Annotated in this window: 22 protein-coding genes; 15 read left to right on the top strand and 7 right to left on the bottom strand. The window is 71.4% G+C overall.

Annotated features, from left to right (window positions below; genetic code table 11):
* The first annotated feature begins 131 nt into the window (after positions 1-131).
* Positions 132-1034: a cyanophycinase gene (locus VLK66_RS08845; RefSeq protein ID WP_325309032.1), complete on the top strand. Its 903-nt coding sequence runs from the start codon at positions 132-134 to the stop codon at positions 1032-1034.
* A gap of 17 nt (positions 1035-1051) precedes the next feature.
* Positions 1052-2323: an NAD(P)/FAD-dependent oxidoreductase gene (locus tag VLK66_RS08840; protein ID WP_325309031.1), complete on the top strand. Its 1272-nt coding sequence runs from the start codon at positions 1052-1054 to the stop codon at positions 2321-2323.
* Between the two features lie 150 nt (positions 2324-2473).
* On the opposite strand, the gene VLK66_RS08835 is transcribed toward VLK66_RS08840, so the two are convergent.
* Complete coding sequence (locus tag VLK66_RS08835; protein ID WP_325309030.1) at positions 2474-2803, bottom strand: hypothetical protein; 330 nt, start codon at positions 2801-2803, stop codon at positions 2474-2476.
* A 603-nt stretch (positions 2804-3406) separates the two neighbouring features.
* Here VLK66_RS08835 and VLK66_RS08830 point away from each other — a divergent pair.
* Complete coding sequence (locus VLK66_RS08830) at positions 3407-3973, top strand: hypothetical protein (protein WP_325309029.1); 567 nt, start codon at positions 3407-3409, stop codon at positions 3971-3973.
* An 87-nt stretch (positions 3974-4060) separates the two neighbouring features.
* Here the strand turns inward: VLK66_RS08830 and VLK66_RS08825 are convergent, their stop codons facing one another.
* Together VLK66_RS08825 and VLK66_RS08820 are read right to left on the bottom strand one after the other, a co-directional pair.
* Positions 4061-4831, bottom strand: coding sequence for a prepilin peptidase (locus VLK66_RS08825; RefSeq protein WP_325309028.1), 771 nt, complete (start codon positions 4829-4831; stop codon positions 4061-4063).
* A 7-nt stretch (positions 4832-4838) separates the two neighbouring features.
* Positions 4839-5618, bottom strand: a complete 780-nt coding sequence (locus VLK66_RS08820) for an RNA methyltransferase (RefSeq protein ID WP_325309027.1) — start codon at positions 5616-5618, stop codon at positions 4839-4841.
* Positions 5619-5682: 64 nt separating this feature from the next.
* Between VLK66_RS08820 and VLK66_RS08815 the strand changes: the two genes are divergently transcribed.
* From VLK66_RS08815 to VLK66_RS08805, 3 genes are all read left to right on the top strand, one after another.
* Entirely contained in the window at positions 5683-6519 is an 837-nt protein-coding gene (locus tag VLK66_RS08815) for a M48 family metallopeptidase (RefSeq protein WP_325309026.1), read from the top strand.
* Positions 6516-7379 carry a M48 family metallopeptidase gene (locus tag VLK66_RS08810; RefSeq protein ID WP_325309025.1) on the top strand — a complete coding sequence of 288 codons (864 nt, stop codon included), beginning with the start codon at positions 6516-6518 and terminating at the stop codon, positions 7377-7379. The genes VLK66_RS08815 and VLK66_RS08810 overlap by 4 nt, the downstream gene beginning before the upstream one ends.
* A 169-nt stretch (positions 7380-7548) precedes the next feature.
* Complete coding sequence (locus VLK66_RS08805; protein ID WP_325309024.1) at positions 7549-8598, top strand: PDDEXK nuclease domain-containing protein; 1050 nt, start codon at positions 7549-7551, stop codon at positions 8596-8598.
* Between the two features lie 203 nt (positions 8599-8801).
* On the opposite strand, the gene VLK66_RS08800 is transcribed toward VLK66_RS08805, so the two are convergent.
* Both VLK66_RS08800 and VLK66_RS08795 read right to left on the bottom strand, forming a co-directional pair.
* A complete protein-coding gene (locus VLK66_RS08800) occupies positions 8802-10145 on the bottom strand; it encodes a hemolysin family protein (protein ID WP_325309023.1) in 1344 nt (447 codons plus the stop codon).
* Positions 10138-11478, bottom strand: a complete 1341-nt coding sequence (locus VLK66_RS08795; protein WP_325309022.1) for a hemolysin family protein — start codon at positions 11476-11478, stop codon at positions 10138-10140. The genes VLK66_RS08800 and VLK66_RS08795 overlap by 8 nt, the downstream gene beginning before the upstream one ends.
* A 369-nt stretch (positions 11479-11847) precedes the next feature.
* Between VLK66_RS08795 and VLK66_RS08790 the strand changes: the two genes are divergently transcribed.
* The 8 genes from VLK66_RS08790 (at position 11848) to yhbY (ending at position 20265) form a co-directional block, all read left to right on the top strand.
* Entirely contained in the window at positions 11848-12840 is a 993-nt protein-coding gene (locus VLK66_RS08790) for a winged helix-turn-helix domain-containing protein (protein WP_325309021.1), read from the top strand.
* A gap of 386 nt (positions 12841-13226) precedes the next feature.
* Positions 13227-13400 carry a hypothetical protein gene (locus VLK66_RS08785; RefSeq protein WP_325309020.1) on the top strand — a complete coding sequence of 58 codons (174 nt, stop codon included), beginning with the start codon at positions 13227-13229 and terminating at the stop codon, positions 13398-13400.
* A gap of 242 nt (positions 13401-13642) precedes the next feature.
* The gene (locus VLK66_RS08780) at positions 13643-13951 is read left to right on the top strand and encodes a circadian clock KaiB family protein (protein WP_325309019.1); all 309 of its coding nucleotides are present in this window, start codon (positions 13643-13645) and stop codon (positions 13949-13951) included.
* Positions 13948-15459: a circadian clock protein KaiC gene (kaiC, locus tag VLK66_RS08775; protein ID WP_325309018.1), complete on the top strand. Its 1512-nt coding sequence runs from the start codon at positions 13948-13950 to the stop codon at positions 15457-15459. The genes VLK66_RS08780 and kaiC overlap by 4 nt, the downstream gene beginning before the upstream one ends.
* The gene (locus tag VLK66_RS08770) at positions 15456-17105 is read left to right on the top strand and encodes an ATP-binding protein (protein WP_325309017.1); all 1650 of its coding nucleotides are present in this window, start codon (positions 15456-15458) and stop codon (positions 17103-17105) included. Before kaiC ends, VLK66_RS08770 begins: the two co-directional genes overlap by 4 nt.
* A 60-nt stretch (positions 17106-17165) precedes the next feature.
* Positions 17166-17813, top strand: a complete 648-nt coding sequence (locus tag VLK66_RS08765; RefSeq protein ID WP_325309016.1) for a ribosomal protein L7/L12 — start codon at positions 17166-17168, stop codon at positions 17811-17813.
* A 538-nt stretch (positions 17814-18351) separates the two neighbouring features.
* Positions 18352-19710 carry a sensor domain-containing diguanylate cyclase gene (locus VLK66_RS08760; RefSeq protein WP_325309015.1) on the top strand — a complete coding sequence of 453 codons (1359 nt, stop codon included), beginning with the start codon at positions 18352-18354 and terminating at the stop codon, positions 19708-19710.
* A 258-nt stretch (positions 19711-19968) separates the two neighbouring features.
* Positions 19969-20265, top strand: a complete 297-nt coding sequence (gene yhbY / locus VLK66_RS08755) for a ribosome assembly RNA-binding protein YhbY (RefSeq protein WP_325309014.1) — start codon at positions 19969-19971, stop codon at positions 20263-20265.
* Between the two features lie 246 nt (positions 20266-20511).
* Here the strand turns inward: yhbY and VLK66_RS08750 are convergent, their stop codons facing one another.
* Both VLK66_RS08750 and VLK66_RS08745 read right to left on the bottom strand, forming a co-directional pair.
* Positions 20512-21366, bottom strand: coding sequence for a L,D-transpeptidase (locus VLK66_RS08750; protein ID WP_325309013.1), 855 nt, complete (start codon positions 21364-21366; stop codon positions 20512-20514).
* Between the two features lie 60 nt (positions 21367-21426).
* Positions 21427-22134, bottom strand: coding sequence for a hypothetical protein (locus tag VLK66_RS08745; RefSeq protein ID WP_325309012.1), 708 nt, complete (start codon positions 22132-22134; stop codon positions 21427-21429).
* Positions 22135-22409: 275 nt separating this feature from the next.
* Between VLK66_RS08745 and VLK66_RS08740 the strand changes: the two genes are divergently transcribed.
* Positions 22410-22787, top strand: coding sequence for a DUF423 domain-containing protein (locus VLK66_RS08740; protein ID WP_325309011.1), 378 nt, complete (start codon positions 22410-22412; stop codon positions 22785-22787).
* The last annotated feature ends 165 nt before the right edge of the window (positions 22788-22952 follow it).

Genomic DNA, 22952 nt, shown 5'->3' with positions numbered 1-22952 from the left:
CGGGGAGGAGAACACGGCGGTTACGTCTTCTCCTCCTCGATTTTTCGGGTGAGGGCCTGCGCCGTGGCTGGCGTGATCCTTGACACTTCTGCGCGCGACGAAGGTAGCCGGGACGCACACGAGGGAGCGACATGTCCAGCCAGAATGGGAACGGCAGGCGCCGGATGGGACGGCTGCTGGTGATCGGCGGGGCGGAAGACCCCGACGAGGAGAACATGACCATCCTCCCGCACCTGGTGAAGATGGCCGGGGGCAGGCAGGCGCGCATCGTCATCTGCTCGTCGCCCTCCGAGGATCCGCTCGGAAAGGTGCGCACTTACGGCCCGCTGTTCGAGAAGCTCGGCGTGGCCGAGGCCTTTCCCGCGCCCATCACCGAGCGCAACCAGGCGTCGTCGAAGGAGATCCTGGACGCGCTGGGGCGCGCCACCGCGGTGTTCTTCACCGGCGGCGACCAGCTGCGGCTGACCGCGCTGATGGCGGGGACGGAGTTCTGCGAGGGGATCCGCGAGCGCCTGTTCGGCGAGGGAATGGTGGTAGCCGGGACCAGCGCGGGCGCGGCGGCCATGAGCAGCGTGATGTTCATCGGCGGGCGCAGCGACGGCACCGTGCGCCGCGCCGACGTCTCGCTGGCGCCGGGGCTGGGCTACTGGCGCGACACCGTGGTCGACACGCACTTCAACCAGCGCGGCCGGCCCAGCCGCCTGTTCACCGTCTTCGCCCACAACCCGCAGGTACTGGGGGTGGGGATCGACGAGAACACCGCGCTCGAGGTGGAGCCCGGCGAGCGCTTCACCGTGATCGGCGAGGGGGCGGTGATGGTGCTGGGCGGCCGCGTGACGCACACCAACGCCCCCACCGCGGGGGATGACGACATCATCGCCGTGACCGACTCGCTGGTGCACATCCTGGCCGACGGCTACGGCTTCGACGTGAAGCGCGGCCGGCCCCTTCTCCCCGGCGGCACGGTGATCGAGGAGCTGCTGCACGTGCGGCCGCAGCCCAGCCGCCGCGCGCGCGAGCGGCAGACCACCTGACCGCTCGCCCCGGCCCGATGGACGCCCACCCGCCCGAGCTCGCGCGCGCCCACGCCCCGCACCCAATGCCGGTGCGCGTGGTGGGCGACCGCTGGAGCGCGCGCACGCACGAGGTGAAGGACTTCCTGGCGCGCAGCCGCGTGCCGTACCAGTGGTCCGACCCCGCCGTCTCCGCCGACGCGCGCGCCATCCTGGCCCAGGTGCCGGAGGAGGAGCGCGCGCGCCTTCCGCTCCTCGTCTTTCCCGACGGCTCGCGGCTGGCGGACCCTTCGCCCGAGGCGCTGGCGGAGAAGGTGGGGCTGCGCACCGAGCCCGCGGCGCCCTTCTACGACCTGGTGATCGCCGGCTCCGGACCGGCGGGGCTGGCCGCCGCGGTCTACGGCGCCTCCGAGGGGCTGCGCACGGTGATCGTGGAGCGCGAGGCGCCGGGTGGGCAGGCGGCGCAGAGCGCGCGCATCGAGAACTACCTGGGCTTTCCCGACGGCCTGACCGGCGCCGAGCTCACCGAGCGGGCCATGCGGCAGGCGCGCAAGTTCGGGGTGGAGATCGTGGTCACCCGCGCGGCGGCGGGGCTGCACGTGGACGGCGACTACCGCACGGTCCGGCTGGACGACGGCGCGGAGCTGGGCGCGCATGCCGTGCTCGTGGCCACCGGCGTGGCCTGGCGCACCATCGACGCGCCGGGGTGCGGCGAGTTCATCGGCCGCGGCGTGTACTACGGCGCCGCCGCGGCCGAGGCGGCGGCGGTGCGCGGGCGCGACGTGTACATGCTGGGCGCGGGGAACTCCGCCGGCCAAGCCGCGCTGCTGCTGGCGCGATACGCGCGCTCGGTGACCATGCTGGCGCTGGAGGAGGACTTCGGCGAGCGCATGTCGCAGTACCTGCTGGACCGCATCCGCGCGGCGCCCAACATCGCCCTGCGCCCCTGCTGCACCATCGCCGCGGCCGAGGGAGACGGGCGCCTGCGCCGCATCACCATGCAGCGGGTGGAGACGGGGGATACCGAGCAGGTGGCGTGCGAGGCGCTGTTCGTGTTCATCGGCGCCGCGCCGGAGACGGACTGGCTGGGCGACGGCGTGATGCGCGACGACGCCGGCTACCTGCTGACGGGCGACGCCGTGCGCCCGCGCTGGCCGCTGGAGCGCGCCCCGCTCCCGCGCGAAACCAGCTGCCCCGGCGTCTTCGCCGCCGGCGACGTGCGCGCGGGCGCCGTCAAGCGCGTGGGCTCCGCCGTCGGCGACGGCTCGGTCGCGGTGACGTCCATCCACGAGTATCTGGCCGAGCGCTGACCGAAGAAGTGCGGGAGTGCGGGAGTGCGATCGTCGACATTGGCCTGATGCCGCTGCCGCGCGCCATCTTCCAGTCGACCTTCGTGCTACTGGGTTGAAGCCCAAAACGCCGGCCGCTCGCTGGAGCGGCCGGCGTCAATTCTGGTGAGGTCAGTTGCGGCGGACGGAGCGGGCGCGCTCCAGGAGGCCCTCCAGCTCCGTCTCCCCGGCCTCGTCCCAGCCGGCGGGGATCGGCGTCAGGCGGCGCTTGTCGACCTGCGCCTCGAAGCACAGCCAGCCCCCCTCCAGCCCCGGCGTCATCAGCGTGGCGGTGCGGATGCGGCGGTCGCGGCCGGTGCGCCGCTCCGGGCCGGTGTACGCGCCCGACTGCGCCACCCGCCGGTCGTTCGCCCGGCGCTCGCCGGAACGCGTCCCGTACGGGACCACGTCCCACACCCGCCACTCGTTCCCGCCCGCGTCCTTGAAATTTCTCAGCGACATAGACTTACCCGTTTTGGAATCCGCTGTCATTGATGCAGATTCCGTGCCTTGGCCAACCGTGCTACAAGTGTTCCAAACCACTCTCCCACATCATTTTACGTGAATCGATCAGGGGAAGTTTCTGGCAGATGGGCAGGAGTTGCGCGCGGGTCCGGCATCGCGCCCTCTCCGGCCAGCTCAGTCCACCTCTCCCGTGCCGGGAGAGGTAGCTGGATAAGATCGGCGCGGCTGCGGAGGCGCCCTGCCCGCCCGGCCTTGGCTCCCCTCTGCGGGAAGGAGAAAAACTAACCGCGAGAAAGCCTCCGGATCGCGGCACGATGCTGGACTGGGCCTCGCATCGCACCACCTCGCGGCGAGTGCGCAGACGCTGGAGCGCCGCACGTGAAGTGACCCCCATCCCGTTATCGGGGCCCGTTATCGGGAAGAGGGTACGCGGCCCCAGCCGCGGGCGGAGAGGGCTTCTGCGCGCGGGCACGCATGGATCATCAGCGCGAATGCCGCCCCGCACTCCCGCACTCCCGCACTGCTTTTCTCCGGCCCGCTCCTTGCTTGCTCTCCCGTTCGGAGTGCATCTGCCACAAACGCCTGATCCACGAGGGCGACATGGGACTGCGGGACTGGATCCGGAAGCGGATGGCCGAGACGGTGGACGACGACGGCAGCTCGCCGCCGGTGGCCTCGCTCGTCTATTCGGTGCTGGGCAGGGACGAGGAAGCGCCGCACGCGCTCGGCGAGTTCACCGCCGACACGTATCCCGGCCAGCTGGTGAACGTGCTGCGCCGGCGCCAGGACGTGGCCGCCGAGCTGATGCGCATGGGCATCGGCAGCCCCGACCGGCGCCGCGAGTCGATCCCGCGGCTGCAGGAGCTGCTGCGCACGTATCCGCATCCGCTGGCCTACGAGGCGCTGATCCTGGCCTACGTGGAGCAGAAGCGGTGGGACGAGGCCCGCGGCGTGGCCTTCGCCGCGCGCGAGCGGCGCTGGGAGGTGGAGCACTCGCCCTTCCCCGAGATCCGCTCCGAGATCGCGCGCCTCAAGGCGTGGGACCCGGACGAGGTCGAGACGCTGCGCCGCGAGGCCCTGGGCGAGCTGGTCACGCCGGGTGTCCCCAGCCCCGCCGCCGCCGTCTCCGCCGCCGCGCCCGCGGGAATGACGCCCGCGCTGGGCTGATCGAGCTCGGAATCACGGAAGACGAAGCGCCCGCCGGAACCAAATCCGGCGGGCGCTTCATCTTTTCCCTGTTCCCTGTCCCCTCGACTACGCGGGATTCAGAAAGTTCGTAACGTACCACGCGATGATCGCGTGCCCCCACGGCTCCGTGATCCCCGCTCCGAGCGCGAGAAAGATCCCGAACGGCACCAGCTTCCCCGTCTTCAGGCTGATGGGCCCGAAGATCAGGCTCCCGAACAGCGCGCCCAGGAAGATGGTGAGCAGCACCCCCGGCGGGCCCAGGAAGGCGCCCACCATCGCCATCATCTTGATGTCGCCCCCACCCATCGCGGGCTTGCGGAAGACGACCTCGCCCAGCACCGCGATCACCCAGAGCAGCGCGAAGCCGAGCAGCGCGCCCAGGAACGACTGCAGCGGGTCGATCCCCCCGGGGGCGAGCGAAAGGAACAGCCCCATCACCAGCCCGCCCCAGGTGAACTGGTCGGGGATGATGTAGGTGCGCGCGTCGGTCAGCGCGATCCCCAGCAGCAGCGTGAAGAAGACGGCCGACGACAGCGCCTGCCAGGTGAAGCCGTGCCGCAGCACCGCCGCCACCCAGAGCGACGCCGTGGTCAGCTCGATCAGCGGGTACTGGATGGAGATGCGCTCGCCGCACGTCCGGCACTTCCCGCGCAGCAGCAGCCACCCGATGATGGGAAGGTTGTCGTACCAGCGGATCGCCGTCCCGCAGCTGGGGCAGCGCGAGCCGGGGTGGACGACCGACTCGCCCGCGGGCCAGCGGTAGATGCACACGTTCAGGAACGAGCCCACGCAGGCCCCGATCAAGGCCGCGTAGGCCCACAGCAGAAAATCCGGCATCTATCCGTCAGGTCCTGAGAAGCTCGTAAAGAAGGATGGCCCCGGCCGCGGCCACGTTCAGCGACTCGGCGCGCCCGCGGAGCGGAATCCCCGCGTGGAGAGCGGCCCGCGCGAGCGTGGCCTCGCCCACGCCGGCGCCCTCGTTCCCCAGCACCAGCGCCCCCCGCGCCGGCCGCGGCGACGGCAGCGGATCGGCGCCGACCACGGAGGCGATCACCGTCAACCGATGTTCCGCGAGCCACGGCGCCGCGTCGTCCCACCCCGCCTCCACGATCGGCAGGCGGAACGACGAGCCCATCGCCGCGCGGACCGACTTGGGGTTCCACGCGTCCACCGTGCCGGGGAGCGAGATCACTCCCGCCGCGCCCAGCGCCTCGGCGGTGCGCACCAGCGTGCCGAAGTTGCCGGGGTCCTGCACCGCGTCCAGCACCAGCACCACCGCGGGCTCGGCATCCACCCGCAGCGCGCCGAGCCCGCCGCGCGGGATCTCGGCCACCGCCACGATCCCCTGCGGATGCTCGGTATCCGCGAGATCGCGCAGCTCGCGGTCGCCGGCCTCGCGGACGGGAACCCCCCGCGCCTCCAGCGCGCGCCGCAGCGCCGCCCCGCGCGGGCTGTCCTCCAGCGAGGACGAGGCAGCGGCGAAGCGCACCGCGAGCGCCGATGCGGACAGGTCCTCCACCGCGCGCACGCCTTCGGCCACGAACAGGCCTTCCGCCTCGCGATGCTTGCGCTGCGCGAGCGACCGCAGCAGGCGCTCCTCGCGGCGGCTCAGCGTGTCCGGCATCTGGTCCGCAACTTGCCTTTCAGCCCTCGTTGAACGGTCCAACCCCAAGCCGATGGAGAGCGTTATGAGTCTTCGACTTACGTCCTTCCGGGCGGGCGCGCTGGCGCTCGCGCTGGGCGGTGCTGCCGCGGCCGGCGGATGCGCCCCGGCGGTGACCACGCAGCAGGAGACGCAGATCGGGCAGCAGTACTCGCAGCAGATCAACCAGCAGCTGCCCCTGCTGCGCGACTCGTACACCAACCAGTACATCAACCAGCTGGGCCGCCAGATCGCCGCGCAGGCGGACCCGCGCGGGATCCCGTACACGTTTTACGTGGTGAACTCCGACGTTGTCAACGCCTTCTCCATTCCCGGCGGCTACGTGTACGTGAACCGCGGGCTCATCGAGCGCGCCGACAACGTGGCGCAGCTGGCCGGCGTGCTGAGCCACGAGATCGCCCACGTGGTGGAGCGCCACTCGATCACCCAGATGCAGCGCGCGCAGAACGCCAACACGGTGCTCTCGGTGCTGTACGGCGTGCTGCTGCGGCGCAACCCCAGCGGCGTGGAGCAGGCGGGGATCCAGGTGGGCGGCGGCGCGGTGTTCGCCGGCTACAGCCGCGACGCCGAGCGCCAGGCCGACCACGACGCGGTGATCTTCATGACGCGCACGGGCTACAACCCCAACCAGCTCCCGGTGTTCTTCGAGAAGCTGATGTCGCTGGAGAAGAGCCAGCCCAGCAAGATCGAGAGCTGGTTCGCCACGCACCCGGGAAGCCAGGAGCGCGTGACCGCCACGCGTGCCGAGATCGCCCAGACGCCGGGCGCCAACAACGCGCGGCTGGTGACCGACACGCGCGAGTTCCAGAACTTCCGCGCCCGCGTGCGCTCGCTGACGCCGGCCCCGCAGGACCGTCGGTGAGCCCGGCCGCCGGCGGCACCCAGCGGACCCGCGCCCGCGCGCGGGTCCGCCTGGCGGCCCTCGCCCTCGTGGTGGCCCCGGCGCTGGCCGGGTGCGTGAACGAGGCGCGCGAGAAGCAGCTGGGCGCGCAGATCGCGGCCAACCTGAACGCCCGCGTGCCGCTGGTGCAGGACGTGCCGCTGAACCTGTACGTGAACGACCTGGGGCAGCTCATCGCCCGGCACAGCGAGCGCCCCGACCTGCAGTACCACTTCTACATCGTCGACACCGACGCGGTGAACGCGTTCGCGCTCCCCGGCGGCTACATCTACGTGGACCGCGGGCTGATCGAGCGCACGCGCAGCGTGAGCGAGCTGTCGGGGGTGCTGGCGCACGAGATCGCGCACGTTGCGCTGCGGCACGGCGCCAAGAACCTGCAGCGGCAGATGCGCACCAGCTCCATGTCGACCGTGCTGTACCGCACGATCCTGGGGCGCGACCCGCTGCTGGACCAGCAGGCGCTGCAGCTGGGCAACCAGCTGTGGTCCGCCGGCCACTCGCGCGCCGACGAGACGGCGGCCGACAGCGAGGCGGTGAAGTACCTGATCGCCTCGGGGGTGGATCCGCACGGGATGCTGGCGCTGTTCCGCGAGCTGATGGTGGAGGAGCGGCAGGAGCCGCACGCCGAGAACGTGGCGTGGTTCAGCACGCACCCCAACACGGCGCGCCGCATCACCTCCACCGAGCAGACCATCAACCGGCTGATGCCCAGGCCCAGCCCGCGGCTGGCGCGGAACAACGCCTCGTACCCGCTGTTCCTGGCGCGGATTTCCATGCTCCCGCCGCCCCCGCCGCTGATCCCCGGGCAGCAGGCGAACTGAGCACCGCTCTCCATGCATGACAGCAGAGGCCCCGTCGTCAGGCGGGGCTTTCCTGTTTCATGACGACCGTGCGGCCTCCTCGGCTTCCAACGAAACGGTTGACGAAGTAAACGGGGGAGATTAGCATCCGCGCTCCCGAATCTCCCGTTCACTCTGTCCCGAACGTCCCATGGATCCGGTGCTTCCCGCCGCGGACGTCTACGGCGAGTTCCTGCATGCGCTGAAGGAGCGGATCCGCTCCGCCCAGCTGCGCGCCGCCGTCTCGGTGAACCGCGAGCTGGTGCTGCTCTACTGGGAGATCGGGCGCGACCTCACCGAGCGGCAGGAGCGGGAGGGATGGGGCACGCGGGTGATCGACCGGCTCGCGGCCGACCTGCGCACCGCGTTTCCCGGCCAGCAGGGGTTCTCGCCGCGGAACCTGCGGTACATGAAGCTCTTCGCGGAGGAGTGGCCCGATCGTGCGATGGTGCAGGGGCTGCTGGCACAATTGTCCTGGTCGCACCACATCGCGCTGCTGGAGAAGGTGATCGATCCGGCCGAGCGGGCATGGTACGCGGGCCGGTGTGCCGAGAACGGCTGGTCGCGGAACGTGCTGCTCCACCAGATCGCCAGCGGCCTGGCGCACCGGCAGGGCCGCGCGCTCCACAACTTCGGCCGCACGCTGCCGCCCGCGCATTCCGATCTCGCCGCCGCGCTGCTGAAGAGCCCCTACTCGTTCGAGTTCCTGACGCTCGAGGGTGAGGTGCGGGAGAAGGAGCTCGAAGGTGCGCTTGTCGAGCACATCCGCGACTTCCTGCTCGAGCTGGGCGTCGGCTTCGCCTTCATGGGGCGCCAGCACCGGATCGAGGTGGGCGGGCAGGAGTTCTTCCTCGATCTCCTCTTCTACCACGTCCGGCTGCGCTGCTACGTGGTGATCGAGCTGAAGGTCGGCCCGTTCATCCCGGAGAGCGCCGGAAAGATGAGCTTCTACCTGGCGGCGGTGGACGACCGGATGCGGGCTCCCGGCGACCAGCCCACCATCGGCCTCATCCTCTGCACGAACCGCAACGACGTCGTGGTGGAGTACACCCTGCGCGATATGAATCGCCCGATCGGCGTGGCCACGTATTCTCTCCGCGAACCGCTTCCGAAATCGTTCCGCAGCGTCCTTCCCAGCGCCGACGCGCTGATGGCGCAGATCGAGGCCGTCGTCCAGGGGCCGGGCACAAAGCAGGAATGAGGCAGAGCATGTGGAGTGTCAATGTTGCAGACGGCGGCTGCAACATTGACGAAGCGGACAGCGAGTAGCGCAGAATTCGTCAGGTATGTAAATGTTGCAGACACCGTCTGCACTATTGACAGAAAGGACAGCCAAGTGTCCGATCTGCGGAATCAGTCAAGTGTCACTTGCCTGATTGCACAGTCCGGCAGATCGGTGGAGGACTACGGCTCCTCGCCTGCAGGCATGGGCGGGCCCTTGGGCGGCTTCAGGAGGGTGGCGGCGGCCTCGCGCACGCCGTGGCCCTCGACGGCGGTGACCTCGAAGCGGACGTCGTCGTACTCCACCACGTCGCCCACGGCGGGGGGGCGGCCGAGGAGGTCGAGCACCAGGCCGCTGACGCTGTCCACCTCCTCGTGCTCCAGCACCACGCCCAGGAACTCGCCCACCTCCTCCACCCGCACCGTGCCGGCGACGATCGCGCGGCCGCGGTCGTCGCGGTACATCTCGGGGCGGCGGGTGGCGCTCTCCTCGATGTCGCCCACCACCTCCTCGAACAGGTCCTCGATGGTCACGATCCCCGCCGTGCCGCCGTGCTCGTCCATCACCACGGCCATCTGCGTGCGGGCGGCCCGCAGCGCCTTCATCACGTCGTCGATGTCGGCGGTCTCGGGAACGAACGGGACCTCGCGGGCATCGTGCTCGTGCACCGCGCGCCGGGCGCGCAGGCGGCGGAAGAGGTCCTTGATGTGGACCATTCCCACGATGTGGTCCAGGTCGTCGCGATAGACGGGGTAGCGGGTGTGCGGGTGGCGGCGGACGATGCGCACCACCTCGTCGAACGGGGTGCCCACCTTCAGCCCGGTCACGCGGACGCGCGGCACCATCACCTCGCCCGCCGTCAGGTCGCCGAAGTCCAGGAGCTCCTGGACCACGGCGGCGCTCTCGCGGCGCAGCATTCCCCCCGCCTGGCTCTCGCGGACGATGTAGCGCAGCTCCTCGGGGGTGCGCACGTTCTCGTTGCTGAGCTCGGTGCGGTCGATGCCGAACACCCTGAGCAGCCCGTTCCCCGCGAAGCTGAGGAAGCGGATGAGCGGGAGCGCGACCGTCTGCACCCCCAGCAGCACCGGCGTGACCAGGCGCGAGGTGCGGTCGGGCGCCTGCAGCGAGATGGACTTGGGGATCATCTCGCCGAGGACGATGTGGAAGTAGGTGAGGATCACCAGCGCCAGGAAGCTGGCCAGCCCGTGCGCCGTCACGTACCGCCACTCGCCCATCCCCAGCGCGTGCAGCCCGGCGGCCAGCCACTCGGCCAGCGCGTGCTCGCCGTACATCCCCAGCAGCAGGCTGGCCACGCTGATCCCCAGCTGCGCCGTGGCGATGTAGCGGTCGCGGCGAGCGGCGTCCTTCAGCACCCGCACCACCATCCGCGCCAGCCGGTCGCCCTGGGCGGCGCGGCGCTCCATGGTGGTGTGCGGCACGCTGACGATGGCGAACTCGGCGGCCACGAACACCGCGTTCAGCATCACCAGCACGAAGACAATGAGGACGGTGAGGAGCTTATCCACCGTGCTCCTCCTCCGCCTCGTCGCGGCCGCCCACGCCGCGCCGCGGCCGGGCCACGATCCAGGCCACGGCGTGGTGGAGCACGCTCTCCACCTCCATCTCCACCCCGTGGATGCGCACCTGCTCACCCACCGCCGGCACGTGCCCCAGCTCCTCGGTGATGCGGCCGCCCAGGGTGTCGCTCTCGCCCTCGAGGTAGGCGCCGATCCAGGGCTCGGCCTCGTCCACGCGCAGCCACCCGGGAAGGCGTACGCGGCCGTCGGGCAGGCGCTCGGGGCCGGGCTCGTCGCCCTTCAGCTCGTCGCCCACGTCGCCCATCACCTCGGTCAGCACGTCGTCCAGCGTCACCAGCCCGCTCACCCCGCCGAACTCGTCGAGCAGCACCGCCTGGTGGGTGCGGCTCTCGCGCATCCGTGCCAGCAGCTGCTCGGCGGTCACCGTCTCGGGCACCTGCAGCACCGGGCGCAGCAGCGCGTCGATGCCCGTGCCGGCCACCCCGCCGCCCGATAGCTCGCGCACGAACAGGTCGCGGGTGTGCAGCACCCCCACGATGTCGTCGATGTCCTGCCGGTAGACGGGGAGGCGGGTGTACGGGCTCTCGGCCACGATCCGCATCACTTCGTCGGGCGGGGTGGAGATCTCGATGGCCGAGATCTGGTTGCGCGGAACCATCAGATGGCGCGCCGGGCGGATCCCCAGCTGCAGCGCGCGGCGCAGGCGCCGGTGCTCGTCGGGCTCCAGCATCCCCCCGTCGCGGCTCTCGGCGATCAGGAGGTCGATCTCCTCGGGCGAGTGGATGTGCCGGTGCCCCACCTCGGGGATGCCGAACAGGCGCAGCACCGCCGCGGCGCTCCCGTTCAGGAAGGAGATGAAGGGCCCGAACACGGTGAGCGACCACTTCATGGGCAGCACCGTGAACAGCGCCACCTGCGTGGGCCGCGCCAGCGCCAGGTACTTGGGCACCAGCTCCGACAGCACCATCTGCAGCATGGTCAGCACCAGCAGCACGGCCACCGTGGTCACCGACACGGCGGCCGCGGGGCGCAGCCGGAACCAGCGGGCGAAGAGGGGAACCAGCTGCACGGCCAGGGTCCCCTGCGCGAAGGCACCGACCACCAGCGAGGTGACGGTGATCCCCATCTGGCTGCCCGAGATGTAGCGGTCCAGCCGGCGCGGGTCCTCGAGCACGGGCAGCAGCCGCGCGGCCACCGCGCTTCCCTGCTCGGCCTTCTGCCGGATGCGGGCGCGGCGCACGCTGACCGCCGAGAACTCGGCGGCCACGTACAGCGCGGAGAAAAGAAGGAGGAGAAGAACGACCAGGAGCGGTCCGACCATCTCTCGGCGATGGGAGAATGCGCGGGAGCGGCGCCCGCGCGCGCGCCCCGCCCTTTCCCGGCGCCTGGCGGTGGGAAGGGCGGGGTCGGTGAAGCCGACGGGCGCTGCCCGTCTTCCTGCCGTGGCGGGAGCACGCACGAGCCACGCCACGCGTGGGGCGCGGGACCCGCTTTCCGCGCGCCCGCCCCCGGCCGAAGATGGACGCTACGGCTCCCGGGGGCGCGCCGCAAGCGCGCGGGCGGCGCCATCCGCGCGTCCCGATTCGTCCCGCCGGAGCGCGGCTATGGGCGAAATTCACAATCGCACGTTACATTGAGCACCCTTCGGTCCTTTCGCCTCCAAAACTCGTTCCCTCAGGGAGACCTTTCGATGGAACCCGACGCCGGCCTGAGTGACCGTCTGCGGGACCGCATCCTGAACGCGCTGCACCTGGGGCTGCTGCGCCCGGGCGACCGTCTTCCCAGCATCCGCACGCTCTGGCGGGAGATGGGGGTGGACCACCGCGTGGTGGCGCAGGCCTACCGCACCCTGGAAGCCGAGGGGCTGGTGGAGGTCCGCGGCCGGTCGGGCGTGTACCTGGCGCCCCAGGACCAGTTCGGGGGCGAGCTGCTGGCCGAGACGGCGCGGTGGCTGGCCGGCGTGCTGGTGGAGGCGTGGAAGCGGCGGCTGACGATCGCCGACGTTCCCGAGCTCATCCGCCGCTGCACGCAGACGGCCACGCTGCGCTGCGCCTGCGTGGAGAGCAACGAGGACCAGATGACGGCGTACACGGCCGAGCTGCAGGAGCAGTTCGGGCTCGACCCGTACCCGGTGCGCATCTCGCACCTCCCGCTCCCGCGCCCCGAGCGCTCGGTGGAGTTCCACTGGGTCGAGGACGAGCTGCGCAAGTGCGACCTGGTGGTCACCACCAGCTACCACGCGCGCCTGGTGCGCAAGGCGGCCGAGAACGTGGGCATTCCCGCGGTGGTGCTGACGGTGAACCCCGACGTGGTGGAGACCATCCAGAAGCGGCTGCGCGAGGGGCCCCTTACCGTGGTCGCCGTCGAGCCGTCGTTCGGCGACCGGATGCGGGCGATGTACGCCGACGAGACGCCGGAGCGGGTGCGCGTGGTGCTGGCCGGCGACCGCGAGGGGCTGCGCGCGCTGGACCCCGACGAGCCGGTGCTGCTGACCCGCGCCGCGCGGCAGAGCCTGGGGCCCGACGACGACCTGCCCATGCTCCTTCCCCACTCGCCCACCTTCTCGCCGCACACCGCGCGCGAGCTGCTGGGGGTGATCATCCGCCTGAACCTGGAGGCCGCCGCCGCCAGCGACCAGCAGCCGGTGCTCCGCCATCAGGAGCCGGTGACGCTGGACACCTGATCCCGCGACGGGGGGTGATCCGGACCGGGAAACCGGCCGTGCATTCGGATCGATCGGCAAGGAGTCTCACACGGAGGGAACGGAGAACTGCGATCCGTCCTCCGTTCCCTCCGTGTGATGCCCTGCTGTTCGTTGGTCGAGGAAGCGCACGGCCGGCGGGGGGGATTGATTCCGGTCGCCGCGACCGCCCGCGGGGTCCATCGAGCAAAATGTCCAATCGCGCGGTGCGGGCCGCCGGAGGGGACGGGGTTGGACAAGGGTTCTCTCTCCCCCGTCCGTCCGCATTGCCAAGGAGTGGTTTGCCCGCTATTCTTCTGCGAAAGCCTCCCGGCGCCCTCCCGCCGCATCCGGTTTCGTTTCCCCACACGCCCAAGCCAGAGCTACCGATGACCAACCCGACCGCTCCCCGCATCCCGTCCAGCGCCGCTCGCGGCCGCCGCCCCTGGGAGTCGCCCCGGGTCACGGATCTGCCGCGCCTGACCGAGCTTACGCTTGCCACCGGCCCCGCAATTCCCGGCGGCGGCGGCCCCGGCGGCGGCGGCAGCACGGTCGTTCCGTAAGCTGCCGCACGCCCAGCTTGCAGATGCCCCGTCCCGGCCACCGCCGGGACGGGGCATCGCGTTCCAGGGCCGACGGCGGGAGCCGCGCCGCCGGTCCGGCGCGGAAGCTGCATTGGCGCGGAGGTTTGTATCAGGTTGTGCCGCACCGCCGCTTCCGGCGGCGCCGGAGACGTGAAACACCGTGCCCCAGCGGGCCGCCGGAACCGACCCGGCGGCCCGCGCGGGCGCCCGGCCCGGGGCCGATGAGCCGCTACCGCTTCACCCTGTTCGTGGCGGGCGACACCGCGAGGTCGCAGCAGGCGTACGCCGACCTGCGGCGCATCTGCCGCGAGCGCCTGGGCGACGGCGGCTTCGACCTGCGCGTGGTGGACGTCACGCGCACCCCCGAGGAAGCCGAGACGCACCGCGTGCTCACCACCCCCACCGTGGTGAAGGAGGAGCCGGAGCCGCGCCGGCGCATCACCGGCGACCTGTCGGACGCGGACAAGGTGCTGGCCGGGCTGGGGCTGCTCCCCGGCTGGCCCGATCCCCTTCCCCAGACACAGCCATGACGGCAGCGCTGCACCCGGTCGAGAAGCTGGCGACCGGCATTCCGGGCTTCGACCTGATCGCCGACGGCGGCCTGCCGCTGAACCGCGCCACCCTCATCGCGGGGACGGCGGGGAGCGCCAAGACCGTGTTCGCCACGCACTTCCTGGCCGCGGGGATCGCGCGCGGCCAGCCGGGGGTGTTCGTGACCTTCGAAGACTCGGTCGACGACATCCGCCGCAACGTGGGGAGCTTCGGGTGGGACGTGGCCGCCTGGGAGGCCGCGGGCACCTGGGCGTTCGTGGACGCCAGCCCCAACGCCGAGCAGGCCACCACCGTGGTGGGCGACTTCGACCTGGGCGCGCTGCTGGCGCGGCTGGAGCACGCGGTGCGGAAGTCGGGGGCCAAGCGCGTGTCGCTGGACTCGCTGAACGCGCTGTTCGTGCAGTACCGCGACCACGCCGTGCTCCGCTCCGAGCTGTACCGCATCACCAGCCACCTGAAGAAGATGGGCGTGACGCTGGTCTTCACCAGCGAGCGCACCGAGGAGTACGGCCAGGTCAGCATGTACGGCGTGGAAGAGTTCGTGGCCGACAACGTGGTCATCCTGCGCAACCTGCTGGTGGACGAGCGCCGCCGCCGCACGCTGGAGCTGCTGAAGGTGCGCGGCGCCCCGCACCAGCGCGGCGAGTTCCCCTTCACCATCACCGGCGAGGGGATCATCGCGCTCCCGCTGTCGGGGATCTCGCTCACGCAGACCTCGTCGTCGGTGCGGCTCCCCACGGGGAACGCCACGCTCGACGAGATGTGCGGCGGCGGCTTCTTCCGCGACTCCATCATCCTCCTTTCCGGCGCCACCGGGGCGGGGAAGACGCTGATGGTCACGCAGTTCCTGGCGGCGGGGTTCGAGGCCGGCGAGCGCTGCCTGCTCTTCGCCTTCGAGGAGAGCCGCGACCAGCTGTACCGCAACGCCGCGGCGTGGGGGTACGACTTCGCGGGGATGGAGAGGGACGGCAAGCTGAAGGTGGTGAACACGTATCCGCACGCCATGGCCATGGAGGACCACCTGGTGCTGATGCGCGACACCATCGAGAGCTTCCGCCCCGGCCGGGTGGCGGTCGACTCGCTCTCGGCGCTGGAGCGGGTGACCAGCGTGCGCAGCTTCCGCGAGTTCGTCATCTCCCTCACCTCGTTCCTGAAGCTGAAGGAAACGGTGGGGCTGTTCACCTCCACCACGCCCTCGCTGATGGGCGGCACCTCGGTCACCGAGAAGCACATCTCCACGCTCACCGACACCATCATCCTGCTGCGCTACGTGGAAAGCTACGGGCAGATGCGGCGCGGGCTGACGGTGCTGAAGATGCGGGGCTCGGCGCACGACCACGACATCCGCGAGTACACGATCGACGGGACGGGGATGCACATCCTGGGGCCCTTCCGCGACGTGAGCGGGGTGCTTTCGGGAAGCCCGGTGTTCCTGGCGGGCGAGGTTCACGGGGCGCCCGCCGGGGGCGGCGAGCGCCACGGGTGATAGGCACCGTGGGCTCCGTGCGCGCGGCGCGCTCCGACGAGCGCCTGAGAGGCGTCATCGACCGCCTGGCCGACGGGGTGATGATCGTGGGGCGCGACGGGGTGGTGCGCTTCGCCAACCCGGCCGCCGAGGCGCTGTTCGGCCGCCCGGCCGAGGAGCTGGTGGGCGGCGAGCTGGGCTTTCCCACGCTGGCGGGGGAGACCACCGAGATCGACGTGGTGCGCCGCGGCGGCGGTACGGCGGCGGCCGAGCTGCGCGCGGTGGAGACCGACTGGGAGGGCGAGCCCGCCTTCATCGTCTCGCTGCGCGACGTGACCGACCGGCGCGAGGCCGAGGAGCGCCGCCGCCAGGCCGAGGCCGACCAGGCCGCCCGCCGCCACGCCGAGGCCGAGGCCCGCCGCGCGCGCTTCCTCTCCAACGTGAGCTCGGTCCTGTCCGGCTCGCTCGACTACCACGCCACGCTGTCGACGCTGGCGCGGCTGGCGGTGCCCGAGCTGGCCGACTGGTGCGTGATCGACGTGGCGGAGGAGGACGGGCGGATGGCGCGCGTGGCGGCCGCGCACTCGGACGGCGACCGCGAGCCGCTGCTGGCGGTGCTCTGCGAGGACTTTCCGCCGCGCCGCGACGGCGGCTCGGTGGCCACGCAGGCCGCCCGCGGGCGCGCGCCGGTGTACGTGCCGCACGTGACCGACCCTTGGCTCGAGGCGGTGACCACCGGCCCCGAGCACGCCGCGCTGGTGCGCGCCCTGGGGATCCGCTCGCTGATCGCCGTCCCCCTGGTGGCGCGGACGGAGACGCTGGGGGTGGCCACGCTGGTGTGCGCCGACCGCGTCTACTCGCGCAACGACCTGGCCACCGCCGAGGACTTCGCGCAGCGCGCCGCGCTCTCCATCTCCAACGCGCGGCTGTACGCGGCGGCGCAGCAGGCCAGCCGGGCCAAGAGCGAGTTCCTGGCGGTGATGAGCCACGAGCTGCGCACCCCGCTGAACGCGGTGATGGGGTACGCCGACCTGCTGCAGGCGGGGATCGGCGGCGAGGTGAGCGACCGGCAGCGCTCGTACCTGGACCGCATCAAGGACGGGGCGCGGCACCTGGAGGGGATCATCGACGAGATCCTGGCCTTTTCGCGGATGGAGGCCGGGCACGAGGAGGTGCGCACCCGCCGCGTGGACCTGCGCGACGTGCTGCGGCAGGTGGGCGACCTGCTGCGCCCGGTGGCGCGGCAGAAGGGGCTGGGCTTCGACCTGCGGCTTCCGCCCGAGGCGGCCATCGCGGAGACGGACCCCGAGAAGGTGATGCAGATCCTGCGCAACCTGGGGACGAACGCGGTGAAGTTCACCGACGAGGGGGAGGTCCGCATCGAGGGGGTGCGGGGCGGCACGCACCACCTGGTGCGCGTGGTGGACACGGGGATCGGCATCCGCCGCGAGCACCGCGAGCGCATCTTCGAGCCCTTCTGGCAGGTGGAGCAGTCCAACCGCCGCGAGGTGGGTGGCACCGGGCTGGGGCTCTCGGTGGCGCGGCGGCTGGCGGAGCTGCTGGGCGGCCGGCTGTCGCTGGAGAGCACGACCAACCACGGCACCACCTTCACCCTGGCGCTTCCCGCCGCCGACCATCCCGAGAACGGCGGCGGCGCGTCTTCCTGACGCGGCGCGGCGTGATTGGCATCTCCATCTCCATCTTCATCCCGCTTCCCGAGGCGAGCCATGTCACGAGGAAGAGTGCTGCTGAATGCGGCCGTCGCGGCGTTCGTGGCCGTCATGCTGGCGGGGCCCGGCGCGGCGGTCTTTCCGTCCACGATGCGCTGGGCCGCGTGGGCCGCGTGCCCGTCGGGAACGACGCCCGCGCCGAAGCGCTTCCGCGAGCCGTACAACCGCCCGGGAGAGACGCAGGTCGCCTTCCTCTGCGTCGCGCCCGACGGTTCGGCGCGCGACCGGACGCTGGCGGCCATGGGCGGGCTCTGGGCGATGTACTTCATGGGCGGATGCGTCCTCCTCTCGCTCCTCTCCCTGCGCGGCGGATCACGCTCGGCGGATGCGGCACCCCGCTCCGTGCTCTCCGCGCGCCCCGTCCCGGCGGAAGTCGAGGCGCAGGCGCGGGAGATGATGGAGCACGAGCAGAAGATCACCGCCATCCGGATCGTACGCGACGCGACGGGGATGGGGTTGAAGGAGGCGAAGGAGTGGGTGGAGGCGCTTCCCCATCGCCCCGCGTCTCCCATGTCCCCGTCCCGGGCGATGGAGTCGAACCCGCCGGTCGCGCGCCTGGCGGAGCTGAAGCGGATGCTGGACGCCGGACTCATCACCCAGGCCGAGTACGACGCGAAGAAGGGCGAGATCCTGGCCGGGCTGTAATTCCGGGATCTGGCAATCATCCGTGCATCGCAAGCGCACGGAGAGACGTCATCCTGAGGCCGGCCACACCGTCGTTGCCTCTGCACGGGCGATTGCAGGCCGAAGGATCTACAGGCGAGGTCGCACGTGCGCTTCCGGATTGCACGATCGATCTCCGAAACGATATAGGCCCGCATCCCCGCCGACTCCCGGCCCGTTGGGATGCCACGCTCCGTTGCATCCGTTCCCCGCAACTTGCACGGAGCCTGTGCAATCGCGGACAGGCGGGAGTGGCGGCGAGAGAGCGGGGATGGCCGCTATGGGCCGAAGCCGTGCGCGGCGGGGCGGGAAACGTTATTTTGCCGCTGCCTGAATCATCTGCTTGCCCGCCTTGCAGTTCACTGCGATCGGACGCGCCGCGGAAACGCGCGCCGGCGCGGCGCCGGGATGACTTCCGGCGCGTGTTCCCATTCGGGAACGCGGCCGGTGGAACACGGTATGCACTTTCGGGGCGCCGGTTATGGTGTGCCGGATTCACAGCCCCGCCCCCATCATCTTCATGCACGTCGCCACCCATCCGAGCGTGCAGCTCCCCGAGATCCACCTCGAGCCCGGCGCCTGGCCGAGCGCATCCGAGATCGCGCACCTGTTCTCGGCCATCCCGCTGCTGGCCACCACCGACGAGGTGGCGGCCGCCTGCGTGGAGGCCGCGCGCCGCGTCGCGCGCTGTCCCTGCTCGCTGGCTGTTCCCACGCGCCCCGTGCCCCTTTCCGTAGGCGACGACCGCGACGGGATGTCGCCGCGGCTGCGCTTTCCCGCGCCCGGCGGCGAGGGCGAGCTGTGGACGCCGGACGCCACGGAGCTCCCCCCCGAGGTGCGCGACGCGCTGGCCGAGCACCTGACGCGCGTGTGGCAGGTGCAGGAGCTGCGCGCCGGGCAGGCGGCCGAGCTGGACCAGCTGCGCTTCCACCTGACCGCGCTGCAGCAGGTGGCCCGCACGCTGTCGGTGGTGCGCAGCCTGGAAGAGACGGAGCGGCTGGTGCTGGACTCGGTGGGCGAGGTGTTCTTCGCCTGGTGGGCGGCGCTGTACCACACCGACGGCGAGCAGTACACCTGCCGCGCCGTGCGCTCGCTGCGCGGCGAGTCGGTGGCCTACGCCATCCCCGCGCGGGTGGTGCGGTCCGTCGCCATGCCGGGGCAGCCGCCGGTGGTGCCGCCGCAGGACGCCGAGATCCGCGACCACGTGCCCGCCGAGGTGGCGGTGGTGGCGCCGCTGGACTTCGGCGACGGCGACGCGGGGCTGCTGATCCTGGGGCGGCGGATGACCGAGGCGCCGTACGAGGCGCACGACCTGGCGCTGCTGCGGGCGCTGGCGGACTCGTCGGCCATCGCGCTGCGCAACGCCGAGCTGCTGGACCGGCTGCGCGCGCAGGCCACCATCGACCCGCTCACCGGCTGCCACAACCGCCGCGGCTTCGACGAGATCCTGGGGGTGGAGTTCTCGCGCGCCAAGCGCTACGGGCGCCCGCTCACGCTGGTGCTGCTGGACATCGACCACTTCAAGACGGTGAACGACCAGTACGGCCACGAGGTGGGCGACAACGCGCTGCAGCGCATCGGGCGCGCGGTGCGCCACACCTTCCGCAGCACCGACAGCGCCTGCCGCTACGGCGGCGAGGAGTTCGCGCTGATCTTTCCGGAAACGGGGAAGGACGAGGGCGCGCGTCTGGCCGAGCGGCTGCGCATCCTGATCGAGACACTGCCGCCCAACGCCGAGGTGCCGCGGTCGCTGACCGCCAGCTTCGGCGTCTCCGCCTTCCCCGACGACGGGAGCGACATCTCCGCGCTGATCCGCGCGGCGGACCGGGCGCTGTACCTGGCCAAGGCGAACGGGCGGAACCGGGTGGAGCCGGCGTAGGAAGGTTAGGGGACAGGGGACAGGGACGGCGGCGCGGGTCGAGGCATTACCGCGCGGCCCAGGCATCCCCCGGCGGATGAATCCGCGGCAACAACGGCCCGAAGTCCGCCTTCGCGGACTGCGATCCCGGCATCGGCGCGAGAGCCCTCTTTCCGTGTGGGAGAGGGCTTCTGCTTTTGCCGCATCGCGGCTCGGGCGCGGAGTGTGTATCTTCCCGCCTCCGAATGCAGCGGCGGACCGGAACCGGAGACTGGACTCGTGGCGATCACCCCCAAGCAGCGCGCGTTCCTCAAGAGCCAGGCGCACCACCTGAAGCCCGTGGCCTTCGTGGGCAAGGAGGGCGTGAGCGATGCCACCATCCGCTCCATCCAGGAGGCGCTGAACACCCGCGAGCTGATCAAGGTGAAGGTGCTCGAAGCCTCGCCGCTGCACGTGCGCGAGGCCGGCGCCGAGCTGGAGCAGCGCATCGACGACCTGCAGCTGGTGCAGACCATCGGCCGCATTGCCGTGCTCTACCGCCGCCACCCCGAGAAGCCGGAGATCGAGCTTCCATAGGCAGGCACGGAAGCCTTCGGAGCGCTCCACCATGCTCGGCCGGGCCTCGCGTCACGCAGTCGTCGGACGAGTACGCCACCGGTTGCGCGGAGCGATCGAAGTTACCCCCTCCCGTTATCGGGAGGGGGTACGCGGCCCCAGCTGCGGGGGGAGGGTCCCACGGGTGCCGCGGTGGCGCAAAGAAATCGGGGGGGCACCGTCCGCCGGCGCCTCCCCGATTCTCTATCCCCATCCCTCGCCATCCCGTCAGTAGATGTACACCGGGGTGCCGACGGGGATGTGGTGGTACATCCACAGGATGTCGTCGCGGAGCATGCGCAGGCACCCGTGGCTGGCGGCGTCGCCCACGGAGTTCGGGTTGTCGGTTCCGTGGAAGTAGTAGCCGTCGTACATCTCCAGCTTGGCGGCGCCCAGCGTGCCGCGCATGGCGCGCTGCGGGCTGCCCCAGGGCGGAATGATGACCTTGCCGCCGCTGATGGGCACCTGTCCCGGCGGGAAGCGGCCGTTCAGCGCGTTGGGCGGCGCGTCGCTCATGTCCACGATCCCCAGCCCGTTGCGCCGCGCGATCTGCACGTAGTGCCAGTTGGGCGGAACCCACACCGGGTCCAGCTCCTTGGCGGTGATCGACATCTTCCCGCGCGGCGTCTGGAAGCGCTTGGTCACGCCGTCGATCACCATCGTCTCGCCCGAGCCGATGGCGACGGGGGCCTTGAACAGCGTGTCGTCGCCCTTCAGGTACAGCACGCGGCGCTCGGCCAGCGACACCACCAGGTACGGCCGGTCGCGCGGCGCAAGCTCCTCTTCCTTGCGCGCCAGCGACCGCTCGCGCTGCGCCACCTGCTGCGTGATCTCGGCCTCGCGGCGGCGCATGAACTCCATCGAGCGCTCGTCGCGCGTGGCCACCATCTCGGCCACGCGCCGGTCCAGCCGCGCGTTCACCGCCATGGCGCTGGTGGCGGCGAACAGCCCCGCCGCGATCAGCACGCCCAGCAGCAGCGCCACCGTGGTCCCGCGGTAGTCGTGCGCGATCCGCCGCAGCCGCCCCGGCGGGGTGTAGTTGCGCCGGTCCTCGATCCCCGCGCGCGTCACTCGTCTGGCCATCTATCCCTCACCTCCGCATAGAGTTGCATCCCCCCTCCGCACTCCCGCACTCCCGCACCGTCAGTAGATGTAGACCGGCGTGTCCTCCTTCACCGCGTCGAAGATGGCCACCAGGTCGCGCGCGCGGGCCATGAACCCGGCGGGGATCACCACGTCCTTCAGCGGCCCGGCCTGCGGCTGCGAGTAGATCTGCGTCCCGTCGTCGAGCGCGATGAGGTACGCGCCCATCCCGCCGGCCACGCGGCGCTCGCCCTCGGGGGGCACCGGCTGGCCGCGGCTCACGTACACCCATTCGGGCACGGTGATGGTGGGGTTCTGCTGCCGGCTGGCGATGTGCCGCTCGCCCATGCCGCGCACGAAGCGCCACTGCCGCCCGTCCGGCGCGCGCACGATGGAGTCCGGTCCGATGGCCAGCTTCGCGCGGCGCAGCGTGGCCCGCCCCTGCCGCAGCTCCAGCACCGAGTCCTTCAGCACGATGGCCAGGTGGCGCTTGTTGGTTTCCAGCGAGCGGATGCGCATGTCGCGCTGCAGCAGCGCCACCGCCAGCTTCGTGCGCTGCTCGCGGTGCCGCAGCAGCTCGGCCTGCGTCTGCTTCTGCGCGGCGGTCATCTGCTGCGTGAACCCCTGCGCCTCGCGGTTGTAGCGGGGGATGCGCATGGCCACCGCCCCGGCCGCCAGAACGAACAGCGCGATCAGCGCGACCGAGCCCCAGAAGAACACCGGGTGCTCGCGCCTGAAGCCTTCGCGCCTCGGAGCCGCCTCGTCCATGATCGTTCCCGTAAGCCGTCTGGGTGGAACGGTTTGCATTCCCGGTGGCGCCCACCGGTTGCAAGACACGTTCCGCGCCCGCCTAAGCGTTTGCGCGCGCCGGATTTAGCTGGCCGGGTGGAGGAGCCCGCGGAAACAGCCGTACGAACTCCGCTTTCGCGGATCGCGCGAGCCGTCGAGCGAAGCCGGCGGAGTGGCGCGGGGATGGGAGATGATGGATCTTCATCTCCATTCGCGGTTTGCTGGGGATGGGGATTCAGACGGCGAGGGGGGAGATGGAGCGGACGTTCTGGAGACTGGGGTGCGCGTTCGGGTTCCTGGGCGTGGCGGCGGGGGCGTTCGGCGCGCACGCGCTGCGCAGCCGGGTGCCGGCGGAGCTGCTGGCGGTGTTCGAGACCGGCGCGCGCTACCAGATGTATCACGCGCTGGCCCTGCTGGCCGTCGCGCTGGTGGCGGGGCGCGCGCCCTCCAAGGCCGCGCGGGCGGCGGGGTGGCTGTTCGCGGCGGGGATCGTGGTGTTTTCCGGCAGCCTGTACCTGCTGGCGCTCACCGGCGTCCGCGTCCTGGGGGCCGTCACCCCGCTGGGCGGGCTCTGCTTCCTGGGAGGATGGATCGCGCTGGCGCTCGCGGCCCGCGCACCGGCGGCGGATTGAGCGTACTACGCAGATCGTCTCGCGCCTGTCCCCGCCGGGGGACGCGCGCTTGTCCGCGTGCGGGAACGAAACGGCCCGGGGCACACGGGTGCCTTCATCTCAACCCGTTGCGCTGGAACGGGTTGCGAAACCGGGGGTAGGGGCGCATGGATTGCTTTGCATGGG

Origin of the sequence: Longimicrobium sp., assembly GCF_035474595.1 — a bacterium.
Taxonomy (GTDB): domain Bacteria; phylum Gemmatimonadota; class Gemmatimonadetes; order Longimicrobiales; family Longimicrobiaceae; genus Longimicrobium.
Note: the sequence above shows the minus strand (reverse complement) of the source record. Positions and strands in the feature narration are given on the sequence as shown.